Origin of the sequence: Streptomyces sp. SID5464, from assembly GCF_009862985.1 — a bacterium.
GTDB classification, from domain to species: domain Bacteria; phylum Actinomycetota; class Actinomycetes; order Streptomycetales; family Streptomycetaceae; genus Streptomyces; species Streptomyces chartreusis_D.
The window spans coordinates 103,160-117,819 of the sequence record NZ_WWIQ01000059.1; the positions used below are offsets into that span (position 1 = coordinate 103,160).

Annotated in this window: 13 protein-coding genes; 6 read left to right on the top strand and 7 right to left on the bottom strand. The window is 71.5% G+C overall.

What is annotated here, in order from left to right; all coding sequences use genetic code 11:
* The first annotated feature begins 8 nt into the window (after positions 1-8).
* The gene (locus GTY47_RS29025) at positions 9-1,445 is read left to right on the top strand and encodes a benzaldehyde dehydrogenase (RefSeq protein ID WP_010043744.1); all 1,437 of its coding nucleotides are present in this window, start codon (positions 9-11) and stop codon (positions 1,443-1,445) included.
* 37 nt (positions 1,446-1,482) lie between these two features.
* On the opposite strand, the gene trxA is transcribed toward GTY47_RS29025, so the two are convergent.
* Positions 1,483-1,869 (bottom strand): thioredoxin, encoded by a 387-nt coding sequence (gene trxA / locus GTY47_RS29030; RefSeq protein WP_010043745.1) that lies wholly within the window; start codon positions 1,867-1,869, stop codon positions 1,483-1,485.
* 118 nt (positions 1,870-1,987) lie between these two features.
* Here trxA and GTY47_RS29035 point away from each other — a divergent pair, with 118 nt between their 5' ends.
* Entirely contained in the window at positions 1,988-3,418 is a 1,431-nt protein-coding gene (locus tag GTY47_RS29035; RefSeq protein WP_010043748.1) for an NAD(P)/FAD-dependent oxidoreductase, read from the top strand.
* A gap of 13 nt (positions 3,419-3,431) precedes the next feature.
* Here GTY47_RS29035 and GTY47_RS29040 read toward each other — a convergent pair whose 3' ends face one another.
* Together GTY47_RS29040 and GTY47_RS29045 are read right to left on the bottom strand one after the other, a co-directional pair.
* A complete protein-coding gene (locus tag GTY47_RS29040; protein ID WP_010043751.1) occupies positions 3,432-5,024 on the bottom strand; it encodes an ABC-F family ATP-binding cassette domain-containing protein in 1,593 nt (530 codons plus the stop codon).
* Between the two features lie 155 nt (positions 5,025-5,179).
* On the bottom strand, positions 5,180-5,824 hold the full coding sequence (locus GTY47_RS29045) for a peptide deformylase (RefSeq protein WP_010043752.1): 645 nt from the start codon (positions 5,822-5,824) through the stop codon (positions 5,180-5,182).
* Positions 5,825-5,978: 154 nt separating this feature from the next.
* On the opposite strand from GTY47_RS29045, the gene GTY47_RS29050 reads away from it, so the two are divergent.
* Positions 5,979-7,388, top strand: a complete 1,410-nt coding sequence (locus tag GTY47_RS29050) for a PepSY domain-containing protein (RefSeq protein ID WP_010043754.1) — start codon at positions 5,979-5,981, stop codon at positions 7,386-7,388.
* Between the two features lie 85 nt (positions 7,389-7,473).
* Here GTY47_RS29050 and GTY47_RS29055 read toward each other — a convergent pair whose 3' ends face one another.
* The 3 genes from GTY47_RS29055 to GTY47_RS29065 form a co-directional block, all read right to left on the bottom strand.
* Positions 7,474-7,764, bottom strand: a complete 291-nt coding sequence (locus tag GTY47_RS29055; RefSeq protein WP_050810287.1) for a tetratricopeptide repeat protein — start codon at positions 7,762-7,764, stop codon at positions 7,474-7,476.
* Positions 7,765-7,898: 134 nt separating this feature from the next.
* The gene (locus GTY47_RS29060) at positions 7,899-8,354 is read right to left on the bottom strand and encodes a MarR family winged helix-turn-helix transcriptional regulator (RefSeq protein WP_010043766.1); all 456 of its coding nucleotides are present in this window, start codon (positions 8,352-8,354) and stop codon (positions 7,899-7,901) included.
* Positions 8,351-8,833, bottom strand: coding sequence for a MarR family transcriptional regulator (locus tag GTY47_RS29065; protein ID WP_010043768.1), 483 nt, complete (start codon positions 8,831-8,833; stop codon positions 8,351-8,353). The genes GTY47_RS29060 and GTY47_RS29065 overlap by 4 nt, the downstream gene beginning before the upstream one ends.
* Positions 8,834-8,989: 156 nt before the next feature.
* On the opposite strand from GTY47_RS29065, the gene GTY47_RS29070 reads away from it, so the two are divergent.
* Positions 8,990-9,955: a pirin family protein gene (locus GTY47_RS29070; protein WP_010043770.1), complete on the top strand. Its 966-nt coding sequence runs from the start codon at positions 8,990-8,992 to the stop codon at positions 9,953-9,955.
* A gap of 943 nt (positions 9,956-10,898) precedes the next feature.
* Positions 10,899-12,338, top strand: coding sequence for a S8 family peptidase (locus tag GTY47_RS29075; RefSeq protein ID WP_343336051.1), 1,440 nt, complete (start codon positions 10,899-10,901; stop codon positions 12,336-12,338).
* A 116-nt stretch (positions 12,339-12,454) separates the two neighbouring features.
* On the opposite strand, the gene GTY47_RS29080 is transcribed toward GTY47_RS29075, so the two are convergent.
* Complete coding sequence (locus GTY47_RS29080; protein ID WP_010043774.1) at positions 12,455-13,468, bottom strand: RNA polymerase subunit sigma-70; 1,014 nt, start codon at positions 13,466-13,468, stop codon at positions 12,455-12,457.
* A 462-nt stretch (positions 13,469-13,930) separates the two neighbouring features.
* Here GTY47_RS29080 and GTY47_RS29085 point away from each other — a divergent pair, with 462 nt between their 5' ends.
* The gene (locus tag GTY47_RS29085) at positions 13,931-14,614 is read left to right on the top strand and encodes a hypothetical protein (RefSeq protein WP_010043776.1); all 684 of its coding nucleotides are present in this window, start codon (positions 13,931-13,933) and stop codon (positions 14,612-14,614) included.
* Positions 14,615-14,660 lie beyond the last annotated feature (46 nt).

Genomic DNA, 14,660 nt, shown 5'->3' on the forward strand with positions numbered 1-14,660 from the left:
GAGCCGTCATGCCGTTGCTCGACACCAGGACCTGGCAGCCCCAGACCCTGACCGGGCCCGGGTACACCGTCACCGAGCCCGCCACCGGCCAAGCCCTCGGCACCCTCGCCCTCGCCGGCCCCGAGGACGTCGGGGCCGCCGCCGAGAGTGCCGCCGCCGCCCAGCGCGAGTGGGCCCGCGCCCCGCACTTCGCCCGCGCCGCCGTGCTCCGCAGGGCCGGCGACCTGTTCACGGCACACGCCGCCGAACTGCGCGAATGGCTCGTCCGCGAGTCCGGTTCCGTCCCCGGCAAGGCCGACTTCGAACTGCACGTCGCCGCCCAGGAGTGCTACGAGGCCGCCGCACTCGCCTCCCGCCCGGCCGGCCAGGTCCTGCCCAGCGAGGCGCCGCGCCTGTCGTACACGCGCCGCGTCCCCGCCGGTGTGGTCGGCGTGATCTCCCCGTTCAACGCCCCGCTGATCCTGTCCATCCGTTCCGTGGCACCGGCCCTGGCCCTCGGCAACGCGGTCGTCCTCAAGCCCGATCCGCGCACCGCCGTCTGCGGAGGGCTGTCCCTCGCCGCGGTCTTCGCCGCCGCGGGCCTGCCGCAGGACCTGCTGCACGTGCTCCCCGGCGGCCCGGACGCCGGGCAGGCCCTGGTCGCCGACCCGCGCGTACCGGTCATCTCCTTCACCGGCTCCACCCCCGCCGGGCGGGCCGTGGGCGAGGCCGCCGGCCGCCACCTCAAGCGGGCCCACCTGGAACTGGGCGGCAACTCGGCCATGATCGTGCTGGCGGACGCCGACCTGGACGCGGTGATCTCCACCGCCGCCTGGGGCTCCTTCTTCCACCAGGGCCAGATCTGCATGACGACCGGCCGCCACCTGGTGCACGCGTCCCTGTACGACGAGTACGTCGAGCGGCTCGCCGCCAAGGCGGACTCGCTCGCCGTCGGCGATCCGTACCGCGAACAGGTCCACCTCGGCCCGATCATCGACTCAGGCCAACTCGCCAAGATCAGCGGCCTGGTCGAGTCCAGCAAGGCCGCCGGCGCCAAACTCGCCGCGGGCGGCACCCACGACCGGCTCTTCTACCGGCCCACGGTGCTCGCCCACGTCGGCGACCACACCCCGGCCTACACGGAGGAGGTCTTCGGGCCCGTGGCGCCCGTACGCTCCTTCACCACCCCCGACGAGGCGGCGGCCCTGGCCGCGCAGAGCCCCTACGGGCTCTCCCTCGGCATCGTCACCCGCGACACGGCCCGCGGCCTGGACCTCGCCGAGCGGATACCGACCGGCATCGTCCACATCAACGACCAGACCGTCAACGACGAGGCCGTGGCGCCCTTCGGCGGAGTGGCCGCCTCCGGTACCGGCGCCCGCTTCGGCGGCGAGGCCAACCTTGAGGCCTTCACCGAACTGCGCTGGACGACGGTACGCGGAGACGTGGCTCCGTATCCGTACTAGGCCCGCCCCCGGGCGGGCGACGGGACGTTGCGGACCCCTAGCCCGCCTGCTGGCCCTCTTGGGCCTGCTGCTCGGCGATCGCCTTGCGGACCTCGTCCATGTCGAGGTTCCGGGCCTGCCCGATGACGTCCGTCAGGGCGGCCTCGGGCAGCGCGCCCGGCTGGGCGAACACGGCGACCTGGTCACGGACGATCATCAGCGTCGGAATCGACTGGATGCCGAAGGCCGCGGCCAGCTCCGGCTGCGCCTCGGTGTCCACCTTGCCGAACACGAGGTCCGGGTTCTCCTCCGCCGCCTTCTCGTAGACCGGTGCGAACTGCTTGCACGGCCCGCACCAGGACGCCCAGAAGTCGATCAGGACGAACTCGTTGTCCGTGACCGTCTGGTCGAAGTTCTCCTTGGTGAGCTCCACGGTGCTGCTCATGGCGTAAATCCCTCTTCCTGGTGTGGGTCAAGCCGTCGGCACAACACGGCCGACCTGGCACGTATTCCGCGCCCCTACCCGTGTGGCCAGGTCGCACACCACCCACCAGACTGACCCCATGACGGAAACGGAAACCAAGGCGTACGACGTCGTGGTGCTCGGGGCCGGGCCCGTGGGGGAGAACGTCGCCGACCGCACCCGCGCGGCCGGGCTGACCACCGCGGTCGTGGAGGGCGAACTGGTCGGCGGCGAGTGCTCGTACTGGGCGTGCATGCCCAGCAAGGCACTGCTGCGGCCGGTCATCGCCCGCGCGGACGCCCGCCGCGTGCCGGGCCTGAGCCAGTCGGTGCAGGGCCCCCTCGACGCGTCCGCGGTCCTCGCCCACCGGGACTACTACACCTCCAACTGGAGGGACGACGGGCAGGTCGGGTGGCTCGACAGCATCGGCGCCGACCTGTACCGCGGCCACGGCCGCCTCACCGGCCCCCGCACGGTGACGGTCACCGGCCCGGACGGCGGTGACCGCACCCTGACAGCCCGGCACGCGGTCGCCGTCTGCACCGGCAGCCGCGCCGCCCTCCCCGGCCTGCCCGGGCTCGACGAGGTCCGGCCGTGGACCAGCCGGGAGGCCACCAGTTCCAAGAACGTGCCCGGCCGCCTGATCGTGGTCGGCGGCGGAGTCGTCGCCACCGAGATGGCCACCGTCTGGCAGGCCCTCGGCTCGAAGGTCACCATGCTCGTCCGCGGCAAGGGCCTGCTCGCCCGGATGGAGCCCTTCGCCGGAGAACTCGTCGCCGAGGCACTCACCGAGGCCGGCGCGGACGTCCGCACCGGCACGTCGGTGAAATCGGTGACCCGCGAGAACGGCACCCTCGTGGCCGTCACGGACACCGGCGACCGCGTCGAGGCCGACGAGATCCTCTTCGCGACCGGCCGCGCGCCGCGCACCGACGACCTCGGCCTGGAGACGATCGGCCTGGAACCGGGCTCCTGGCTCGACGTCGACGACAGCCTCCGCGTCACCGGCCACGACTGGCTGTACGCCGTCGGCGACGTCAACCAGCGCGCCCTCCTCACCCACCAGGGCAAGTACCAGGCCCGGATCGCGGGCGCCGCCATCGCCGCGCGGGCCACCGGAGAGACCCTCCTCGCACAGCCGTGGGGCGCGCATGCCGCGACCGCCGACCACGCCGCCGTTCCCCAGGTCGTCTTCACCGACCCGGAGGCGGCGGCCGTCGGCCTGTCACTCGCCGAGGCCGAACAGGCGGGGCACCGGGTGAAGGCCGTCGACGTCGACCTGTCCACCGTCGCCGGCGCGGGCCTGTACGCCGACGGCTACAAGGGCCGCGCCCGCATGGTCGTGGACGTCGAGGACGAGATCCTGCGCGGTGTGACCCTTGTCGGCCCCGGGGTCGGCGAGCTCATCCACTCCGCCACGATCGCCGTCGCCGGCCGGGTCCCGATCGGCCGCCTGTGGCACGCCGTCCCCTCGTACCCGACGATCAGCGAGGTGTGGCTGCGGCTGCTGGAGTCCTACCGGGACGCCTGACCCGATCCGGCTGTCACGCGTGCGCGGGCACCACCAGCTCCCGGTAGTCGTCGCTCCACAGGTCCTCCTCCGCCTCCGGCAGCAGCAGCACCCGGTCCGGCCGCAGCGCGTCGACGGCACCCTCGTCGTGCGTGACCATCACGATCGCGCCCGGGTACCTGCCCACCGCGGCCAGGACCTCGGCACGGGAGGCCGGGTCGAGGTTGTTGGTGGGCTCGTCGAGGAGCAGCACGTTCGCGCCCGAGTGCACCAGGCCCGCGAGGGCGAGCCGGGTCTTCTCGCCGCCGGAGAGGACGCCGACACGCTTGTCGGCGTCGTCGCCGGGGAACAGGAACGAGCCCAGGACCTGGCGGACCTCGCCGTCCGTGAGATGCGGGGCGGCACCTGCCAGCTGCTCACGCACCGTCAGTTCCGGGTCCAGCGTGTCGTGTTCCTGGGCGAAGTAGCCGAGACGCAGCCCGTGCCCGTGGACCACCCGGCCGCTGTCCGGCGTGTCCTGGCCGGCGAGGATCCGCAACAGGGTCGTCTTCCCGGCGCCGTTGGGCCCGAGCACCACCAGGCGGCTGCCCCGGTCGACGGCGAGGTCGACGCCCCGCAGGACGTGCTGCCCGCCGTACGACCTGGTCAGGCTGACGGCGCCGAGCGGGATCCGGCCACAGGGCGCAGGCTCCGGCAGCCGGATCCTGGCCGTCTTCCCGGCGCGCCGGGCCGGTTCGAGGTCCGCGAGCATCCGGTCGGCACGGCGGGCCATGTTCCGCGCGGCCACCGCGGTCGCCACCCGGGCCCGCATCTTGTCGGCCTGGGCGTGCAACGCCGTCGCCTTGCGCTCGGCGTTCGCCCGCTCGCGTGCCCGTCGCCGCTCGTCGGCGTCCCGCTGGGCCAGGTACTCGTCCCAGCCGGTGTTGTGGACGTCGAGAGCGGTACGTCCCGGGTCCAGGTGGAAGACGCGGTTCACGGTGCCGGCCAGCAGGGACGTGTCGTGGCTGATCATCACCAGCCCGCCCTGGTGGCTGTTGAGGAAACCGCGCAGCCAGGCGACCGAGTCCGCGTCCAGGTGGTTCGTCGGCTCGTCCAGCAGCAGCGTGCCGTGCCCGGCGAACAGGATGCGGGCCAGCTCCACCCGCCGGCGCTGACCGCCCGACAGGGCGCTGAGCGGGCGGTCCATCAGGCCCGCCGGCAGTCCGACCCCGGCGGCGACCCGGGCGGCCTCCGCCTCGGCCGCGTATCCGCCGCGCGCCTGGAACTCGGACTCGGCCCGCACATAGGCGTTCATCGACCGCTCCGTCCCCTCGGCCATCGCGGCCTCGGCACGGCGCAGCGCCCGTACGGCGTGGTCCAGGCCGCGCGCGGACAGGATCCGGTCGGCGACGGTGACGGACTGGTCGGCCGCGCGCGAGTCCTGCGGGAGATGGCCGACGTCCCCGCTGCGGGTGACGGTCCCGGCGGCGGGGCGCAGGGTGCCCGCCAGGGTGTGCAACAGGGTCGTCTTTCCCCCGCCGTTGCGGCCGACCAGGCCGATGCGGTCGCCGGGGGAGACGTGGAAGGAGACGCCGGACAGCAGCAGACGCGCGCCCACGCGCACGTCGACGTCACGAACGGTGATCATGAGAAAACGCTCCGAACAAGCAAGAGGACACACGGGTGGCGTGGAAGCGGGTCCTCGGCTAGGAAATTCGGGGCGTAGACATGGACGTCACGGTAACGGAGGCGCCCCGACGGGCGCCTCCGGTTTTCCGTGCCCTGCTTCCGGCTCGCCGTGCGCTACGGCAGCTCGAAGCCGAGTGCCAGCGCGGCCTCCTCCGGCGTCGGCTGGGCCCAGCGCTCCGTCACCGCCCGGTTGGAGGACAGGGAACGCGACTCGGCCCGGTCCAGATACAGGACCCCGTCGAGATGGTCCGTCTCGTGCTGCACGATGCGCGCCGGCCAGCCCGTGAACACCTCGTCCAGCGCGTGCCCGTGCTCGTCCTGCCCGGTCAGCCGCACCTCGGCGGGCCGCGCCACCACGGCCTGCCAGCCCGGCACGCTCAGACAGCCCTCGAAGAACGCGGCCCGCGCGCCGCCGACGGGCTCGTAGGCGGGATTGACCAGCACCCGGAACGGCTGCGGCACCCGTCCGCGCGCCAGCCGCACCTCCTCCGGAACCGGCGCCGGATCCTCGATCACCGCGACCCTGAGCGGTACACCGACCTGCGGCGCGGCCAGGCCGACCCCGGGCGCCGCGCGCATGGTGATCCGCAGGGCCTCGACGAACCGGGCCAGCAGCGCGGGCCCCAGCTGACCCTCGTACGGCTCGGTGCCGCGCCGCAGCACCGGATCGCCGGCCGCCACGATGGTCAACGGGCCGCCACCGGCGAGGAGTTCCTCGACCTGTTCGGCCAGGGGTGCGCGATCGCTCGGAGTTCCCATCGCGTCAGGATGACACGGCCCCCACCCCCCTCGCGTGACCCACATCACACACCCCCTTCGGGAACTGGACGCCCCGCAGCCCCGACTACTGCACCGCAACGGCCGACGACCGCACTGCGACGGCCAAGACGACGTCCCCCGGAGAAGCCCGCCGATGACCACCGCTCCCTCGACCACCACGGACGAGACCCCGCCTCCCGCCAACCCGGCACCGTCGAAGAACACCTGGGCCCCGCTGCGTCCGCTGATCCTCCGCCTGCACTTCTACGCCGGGGTCCTGGTGGCGCCGTTCCTCCTCGTCGCCGCCGTCACCGGACTGCTGTACGCCGCCTCCTTCCAGGCCGAGAAGATCGTGTACGACCACGAACTGACCGTCCCCGCAGGCGAGCGGAAGCTGCCGATCAGCGAGCAGGTGGCCGCCGCCCGCAAGGCCCACCCCGAGGGCACGGTCTCGGCCGTACGCCCCTCACCCGAGGCGGACGCGACGACCAGGGTGATGCTGTCCGGTGTCCCGGGCGTCGACGAGGGACACACGCTCGCCGTGTTCGTCGACCCGTACACCGCGAAGGTGCGCGGCTCCCTCGACCAGTACGGCTCGACCGGCGCCCTGCCGCTGCGTACCTGGATCGACGAGTTCCACCGGGACCTGCACCTGGGGGAGCCGGGTCGCCTGTACAGCGAACTGGCGGCCAGCTGGCTGTGGGTGATCTCGGCCGGAGGACTGGTGCTGTGGTTCTCCCGCCGCCGTGCCCTGCGCAAGGTGCGGGGCACGAACGGGCGGCGCCGCACCCTCGGGCTGCACGGCGGCATCGGCGTGTGGGCGGCGGCCGGGTTCTTCTTCCTCTCGGCGACCGGTCTGACCTGGTCGGCCCACGCCGGAGCCAGCATCGACGAGCTGCGGACCACGCTGGGGCAGGCCACCCCGGCGGTGTCGGCGTCGGCCGGCGGTGAACACACCGGCCACGGCTCCGCCGCCGGGCAGGCCGGTGACGCCGCGCACGGGGTGGGCCTGGACGAGGTGCTGGCGGCGGCGCGGGCCGAGGGCCTCGGCGACCCGGTGGAGATCGTGCCGCCGGCGGACGCGGAGTCGGCGTACGTGGTCAGGCAGGTGCAGCGCAGCTGGCCCGAGAAGCAGGACTCCGTCGCGATCGACCCGGCCAGTGGTGAGGTCATGGACGTGCTGCGGTTCGCCGACTACCCGGTGCTCGCGAAACTCACCCGGTGGGGCATCGACCTGCACACCGGCATCCTGTTCGGCCTGGCCAACCAGATCGCCCTGATGCTGCTCGCGCTCTGCCTGATCCTGATGATCGTGTGGGGCTACCGCATGTGGTGGCAGCGCGGCCGCGGCACCGCCTTCGGCCGCCCGGTCCCACGCGGCGCCTGGCAGCAGGTGCCGCCACAGATCCTGGTACCGCTGCTGGCGGGGATCGCGGTGCTCGGCTATTTCCTGCCCCTGTTCGGCATCCCGCTGGCGGCTTTCCTGGCCGTCGACATCCTGCTGGGCGAGATCGCCTACCGGCGGGGACGGCGGACGTACGGAGCGGGGTCGCCGGCGCGGTAGCGGACCCGCCGATGAGGCAGGGGATCCGCCGACGCACAGGTGCCCGGCTCCACAGGGGAGCCGGGCACCTTCGGGTACGGGGCGGTCAGCGTTGCTCGAAGTCACCGGCGAGCGCCGAGGCGATCCGCAGATGCGACTCCGCCTCCTCGTGCCGGTTCTGCCGCTGCAGCGTGCGGCCGAGCATCAGCCGGGCGTAGTGCTCGACCGGGTCCCGCTCGACGATCGTCCGCAACTCCGCCTCCGCGCGGCGCAGCTGGGCCGAGTGGTAGTAGGAACGCGCCAGCAGCAGCCGCGGCGCGGTCTGCTCGGGCACCTCCTCGACCAGCCCGACGAGGACGCGCGCGGCGGCGGCGTAGTCCTTGGCGTCGAAGAACATCTGCGCGCGCTCCCAGCGCTCCGCCGGTGTCCCGTGGGCGTAGTACGTCGCGTCGTAGGTCGTGGTCACTCGTGCCTCCTTCGAGGCCGACAACCGAACGCGTTGGTTCAATATTCCACTACTGCATCGGGCCGCTACTCGCCGAGGGCGGCCACCTCGGCCAACTCGGCGTTGGCCCGCTCGGTGATCAGGCTCAGCACGCGGCCGGCGACGGCCAGGTCCTCCTCCGGGATCCCGGCGTAGATCCGGGCGGAGAAGGGCGCCGTCTCGCCGGCCGTCCTGGCGTACAGCTCCCGCCCGGCGTCCGTGATCCGCACGTCAGGCCCCTCGGCCGGGGCCAGCAGCCGAGCGGCGATCAGCTCGTCGATCGCGCTGTGCGCTTCCGCCGGGTCGTTCTTCAGCGCTCCGACGACGCCGTCGACCAGCTGCTCGCGCCCGACCGGGCCGTCGGCGACTGCGGCGAGCCGGAGGGTGACGGACTGCTGGAAGGTGACGCCGTGCCGGGCCAGTACGTTCTCCAGGACCGCACGGCCGGCGTAGTGGGCCAGGGCGATGACGCGGGGATCGAGCGGGGGAGTGGTGGTGGTCATGACTGCTCCGTCTCGTTCTCGCTGATGGGATCAAGAGGTGTGTCGAGCAGGGCCGTCAGATCGCGTGTGAACTCACGGGTGCGTGCGGCGTCGAGGCCGCCGAGTGGCTCCAGGAGCTGCTGGAGGAGTCCGTGGACGACCTTGATCGCCCGCCCGGTGACCTCGCGGCCCTGCTCGGTGAGTGCGAGCTGCACCGCACGCGGGTCGTGCGGGTCCCGGGTGCGCTCCAGGAGACCGGCGGCCTCCAGCGCACGCGCGAGCTTCGACACGTAGAGCGGCTCGAGTCCGGTGTGGTCGGCGAGGCGACGCTGACTGGGCCGCTCGCCGGAGCGCTGCATGCCGTACAGGGAGGCCACCAAGGAGTACTGCGCGTGGGTGAGCCCCAGCGGCGCCACCGCCCGGTCGACGGCCACCCGCCACTTCATCGACAGCCGCCACACCAGGAAGCCGGGCGTCGCGCCTTCGGTACCTTTGCTCATGACAGATAGAGTACATAGCTACTGTATTCATGGCTATTATATTCCTGGCTACTATGTTCGGCAGGGTGTCGGTCGCCGGCGCGTCATCCGGGACGCCCGGGCGCGGCCCGGATGACGCGCTGACGCGGGCCCTTCCACCGGACTAGGTTGGGCGCCATGAGCAATCTTGAGCGCGAGGCGGCTCCCTCCCTGTGTGGTGGCCGCGGCTTCGTGGTGGCCGAGCCGGTTCGCGAACTCCTCAGTCCGCGCCACGTCAAGCTGGGCGAATCCAGCGAGGTCCGCAGGCTGCTGCCCAACCTGGGCCGCCGTATGGTCGGGGCCTGGTGCTTCGTCGACCACTACGGCCCCGACGACATCGCCGACGAACCCGGCATGCAGGTGCCGCCGCATCCCCACATGGGGCTCCAGACGGTGAGCTGGCTGCACGAGGGAGAGGTGCTGCACCGCGACTCCACCGGCAGCCGCCAGATGATCCGGCCGCGCGAACTGGGCCTGATGACCTCCGGCCGGGCGATCAGCCACTCCGAGGAGAGCCCTCGTTCGCACGCCCGTTTCCTGCATGGCGCGCAACTGTGGGTCGCCCTCCCGGACGGCCACCGCCACACCGACCCGCGCTTCGAACACCACGCCGATCTGCCGGTCGTCACGGCACCAGGCGTCAAGGCGACGCTGATCCTCGGCGACCTCGACGGCGCGACCTCGCCCGGCACGGCGTACACCCCGATCACGGGCGCCGACCTGGCCCTCTCCCGAGGCGCGGACGTACGCCTCCCCCTGGAACCGGACTTCGAGTACGCCGTCCTGTCCATGTCCGGCGAGGCCCACGTGGACAGCGTCCCGGTCCTGCCCGGCTCGATGCTCTACCTCGGCTGCGGCCGCAGCGAACTGCCGCTGCGGGCGGAGTCGGACGCGGGCCTGATGCTCCTGGGCGGCGAGCCGTTCGAGGAGGAACTGATCATGTTCTGGAACTGGATCGGACGGTCCCAGGAGGAGATCGAACAGGCGCGTCGGGACTGGATGGAAGGGTCGAGATTCGGGGAGGTGAAGGGTTACGACGGGGATCCGCTGCCCGCTCCCGAGCTGCCGCCGACGCCGTTGAAGCCGCGGGGAAGGGTGCGTTGACCTGCGGAAACGGCAGATTGCCGGCGATGGGTGGGTGACGTGCCGTCGGGGCTCCGCCCCCGCCCATCGATCACTGGGGGAGGGTGGGTGGGTCTGCCGCAGGTCCGATGTGTGGTGGCGAGTGATTCCAGGGGCTGACCGCCTGTGGGTAGCTGTGACAGGACTCCTGCTGACCCAAGGAGATCGCTGTGGTCGGGCGCGCCATCTGCTGTCCGAGTAACGCTGAGCGCGCGGCCTGCGGACCACGCTCAACGGCCTTAGTGGCACCTGGCTGCGCCAGGAGATCGGTGAACTGGCGCGAGCGGGCCGCCGCGTTCGTCGCGGGGCAGGGCGAGCAGCCGCGGGCGGGGACGTCGTACCGGACGTGCTGAAGGACCTGCGGGATCACTGCCTCAGCTTTTGCGAGGCCCTGAGGTGCACCATGGCGGCGAGGACCAACACGCCTTCCCCGCCCGGGAGAAGACGTCCCCCGGCCTTGCATCGCCGCCACCCTTATATGCCACCGGAGACTCGCCAACCGAAATGGCCCCTGCCCCCGTGCCCTGAGGTGGCCGGATCAGCAGGTTCGCCAGCGCGATTTTCCCTCCAATGGCCGTCCGCCATGTGGATGTGCGGCCGGCCGGGACCTGTGTCAGCGTGGTGGAGAGGAACCATCGGCAGCGTCATCCTGTCGAGATTTCGGCCGGTCAGTCGGCGGGCCGTGGTTCAGCAAGCACGGTCGCGCGCCGGGTCCAGCGGCTGAAGCCCCGTGCGGCGGATCTATGACTTTCCGGGCGCAGGCTCATGATGAATTTCGACCCCCAGGGAAGCCTCCCGCGCGTCATGACGTGGAGAAGGAGCGAATATGCCCAGGCAGGGAATGAATGACGGAAACCGCCGACCGCAGTACGACGAAGCACGAGGACGTCCCGAACTCATCTGCGCGGTGGCGGAGGACGTGGGCGTGGAGATCACGCCGTCGGGCGCGTCGTCGGCCCGGGGTACTGATGTGGCCGGGCTGAATGAGCTGGCGGCTGCGCCCGACATCGTGCTGAAGCCACTGTTCGACGCCGACCTGACGCGGCTGGGCCGCCAGGCCCAACAGACGCCGCAGACGGGCGAGTCCGCCGATCAGGTCGAGGAGAACATCGGCAAAATGGTGCGCTTCTACCAGGTGGACGCGCCCGAGGAGCAGCTCGAGGGGATCGCCGAAAGACTCCGGGAACTCGACGTCATCGAGGCCGCCTATATCAAGCCGGCTGCCGAACTCGCCCGGGCCGAAACCGAGACGCGGCACTGGACACGTCCCTTCTCCAGGGCCGAGGAGCGCAAGGAAACGCCCATCAACGACATGGCCCCCATCGGGCCGGACGCGCCATCGATGACGCCCGACTACATGGTCCGCCAGATCTACCTGGACCCGGGACCGGCTGGCATCGACGCCCGCCACGCTTGGAAGCAGCCGGGCGGCACAGGAAAGGGAGTCCGGGTGATCGACTGTGAATGGGGCTGGCGCTTCGGCCATGAGGACCTGCTCCAGAACCAGGGGGGTGTCATCGCGGGAATCAACAGCATCGACACCAATCACGGCACCGCCGTCCTCGGCGAGATCAGTGGTGACGTGAACGGCTTCGGCGTCACCGGCATCGCGCCCGACGCGGTGATCAGCGCCGCGTCGTTCTCTCTGCCGACCGCGACCGCCATCCGGGCCGCCGCGGACCGACTGGGCCCCGGGGACGTCCTCCTCCTGGAGATTCACCGGCCGGGGCCACGGGCCACCGGGACAGGTCAGCAGGGGTTCATCGCGGTCGAGTGGTGGCCGGATGACTTCCTTGCCATCCGCTATGCCACATACAAGGGCGTGGTCGTCGTCGAAGCCGCCGGTAACGGCGCGGAGAACCTCGACGATCCGGTGTACGACAGGCCCCCGTCCCCCGGCTTCCCGCTGTGGTGGACCAACCCCTTCCGGCGCAGCATGCTCGACTCCGGTGCCGTCATCGTCGGCGCCGGCGCTCCCCCGCCTGGCACCCACGGTGCCGACTGGGGCCCCGACCGTTCGCGCCTCGGCTTCTCCAACTTCGGCTCGTGCGTGGACGTGCAGGGGTGGGGCCGAGAGGTCACCACGACGGGATACGGCGACCTGCAGGCCGGGGGCAATCCCGACTTCTGGTACACCGACAGGTTCAGCGGGACGTCGAGCGCGTCCCCGATCGTCGTTGGAGCTGTCGCCTGTGTACAGGGCGCACTGAAGGCGAGCGGCCGTAGCCCGCTGGACGGGTGGCGGGCCCGCCACCTGCTGAGGAACACCGGCTGGCCTCAGCAGGACGCGCCCGGTCGCCCGGCCACCCAGCGGATCGGAAACCGGCCCGACCTGAGTCAGCTGATCCCGGCCGCCCTGGCGTGACCCCCGGCGATCGCCGACGACAGCCGCGCTGCGACGTATGCGGCGCTGCGACGGGCGGGCGGTGCGGGCCGCGACACGCGCGTCACCGCGCAGCGCGAGCGTCCACACCGGCACCACTACTGTGTGCCGTCCGCCGGCAGGCGCTCCGGCAGCCCGAGCCGCGGGAACCGGTCGTCGTGGAACGTGATGATCTCGGTGATCACCCCGCCGGTGACACGCAGGACGTCGATCGTCAGCGGCAGGTACGCGCCCTCCCGCTCCCGCCAGAGGTAGAAGGCGACGGCGGGCTGCCGGTTCACCGAGGTGGGGACGGCGCGCAGGCCCTTCGTGCCCTCGAAGCCGCTCTCGACCCAGTCGTTCACCACCGCGTCGCGGCCGACGTACAGGCCCGGCGTGGGCGGCATCGAGCAGCGGACGTCGTCCCGCAGCATCGCGGCGAGCGCCGGGACGTCCGTGGCCACGCTGGCCTCGGTGTAGCGGCGTACCAGCTCGCGCGTCCCGGCGTCCTGCTCGCCGCCGGTCCAGTCCTGCCGCTCGGCGGGCAGGTGCTCCCGCATGCCGGCGCGGGCCCGCTGCAGCGCGCTGTTCACCGAGTTGACGGAGTCACCGAGGATCTCCGCGACGTCCTTCGCCGGCCAGCCGAGCACGTCCCGCAGGATCAGCACGGCCCGCGGGCGCGGCGCGAGGTGCTGGACGGCGACCAGGTACGCCAGCTCGATCGTCTCCCGCGCGACGGCGACGGTCTCCGGCTCGTCCGCGTCGCCCGCGGGCAGCTCGTCGAGCAGCCGGTCCGGGTAGGGCTGCAGCCACAGCACCTCTCCGCCGGTCGCCGGCTCCGGTCGGCACTTGGCGAGCAGGTCCAGGCAGGCGTTGGTGGCGATCCGGTACAGCCAGGCCCGGAACGTCGACCGCCCCTCGAAGGTCTCCCGCCGGCGCCAGGCGCAGAGGAACGTCTCCTGCACGGTGTCCTCGGCGTCCTCGAACGACCCGAGCATCCGGTAGCAGTGCACGTGCAGCTCCCGCCGGTGCCGCTCCGCCAGCCCCGAGAACGTCGGCTCGTCGACCTCGTCCAGTCTGCTCACGGCCGGACCGCTCACGCCCAGTCCCTCCCTCCGCGTGTCCGCACTCATCACGTCCTCCTTCCGCCTCGTCGTGCCCCGTCGTAGGTGTGACGGGTGCGGGCGCGAAAACTCATCACCCGAGGAGGCGGCGCCGCCCGGGGCGGCTGCCCTCGGCCCCACCCCGACTGAGAGGGGGACGGTCTGAGGTCGCCGTCCAGGCCGTGCTCGGTGTCGTGCCCGTCGGTGTCGGAGCCTGCGGCCGTGGTGTCCGAGGGCACGTCGGTGGTGGCCGTCCGTCACCGAGTCTCGCCGTCGGCCACCGAGGGTCGGCAGGGTCCGATTCAGCCGACGGCCCGAGAAGCCGCCCTGAAAGTAAGCTGTGGGAACAATTTAGGGGTTTCATTCGTGAATCTTTACTACCGGATGGCCGAGCCTCTGTTGCGACAAGGTCCACCATGCAAGGAGCCTGCGGCGTCCCAGCCGGTCCCTCTATGCCGTCATGGCCGACCTGATATCCGACCAGGAGTTGAAGTGAGCGACAGCATCGAGTGGCTTGGTGACCACTGTTTCGAGGAACCCATGGGTGGTCCCGGCATGCGTGGCGGAGTGTCGCTGACCGCTGTGCGTGGTCTTCCGGTGGAGGACCTCCTGCGGCGCTTGGGTGCTCGGGATGACCAGATCGGCATTCGGGCCCAGTACCGTGATTTCGATCCTCTGTCCGTGGACGCCCCGTGGACTCCCTGCATGTATGGCACGTCCGGTGAGTGGTCGTACGTCCTGGAGGATTCCGGAGTCTGTGCCTGGTATCAGCACTGGGCTGACGGCAACAGTTCTGTGATTCCTCGCGAGGGTGAGGAGTTCGTGTGCCTGTACGCGAACGTCGCCGTGCAGCCGTCGTGGTTGTTCTATTCAGCCGGTGAAGGTGACCTTCTACGGGCAGAGTTCCGGCACAGCCTGGCGGGTCCGGCACCGGACAGTGAGTCGAGCAGGGCTCACCTGCTGAACAGCCGGTTGCGGAGCAACGGCGCCGTGTGGCCGGACCCGGATGGGTTTTCGTCTCCCGCGGAGTGGCGTGCATTTGTGGAGGGCGGGTCTGCTGGTCTTCATGCCGCGGTGTGGAGGTCGGTTGGCGAGCACACCGGTCTGACGATTCCCAGAGGGGCGGTCGAGTCGGGTGAGCTTCCCGTGGCGTTGCTGCTGGATCCGTTCATGTGACATGCGAAGGGCGGCTGGTGGACCAGCCGCCCTTGCTGTTCTGCCG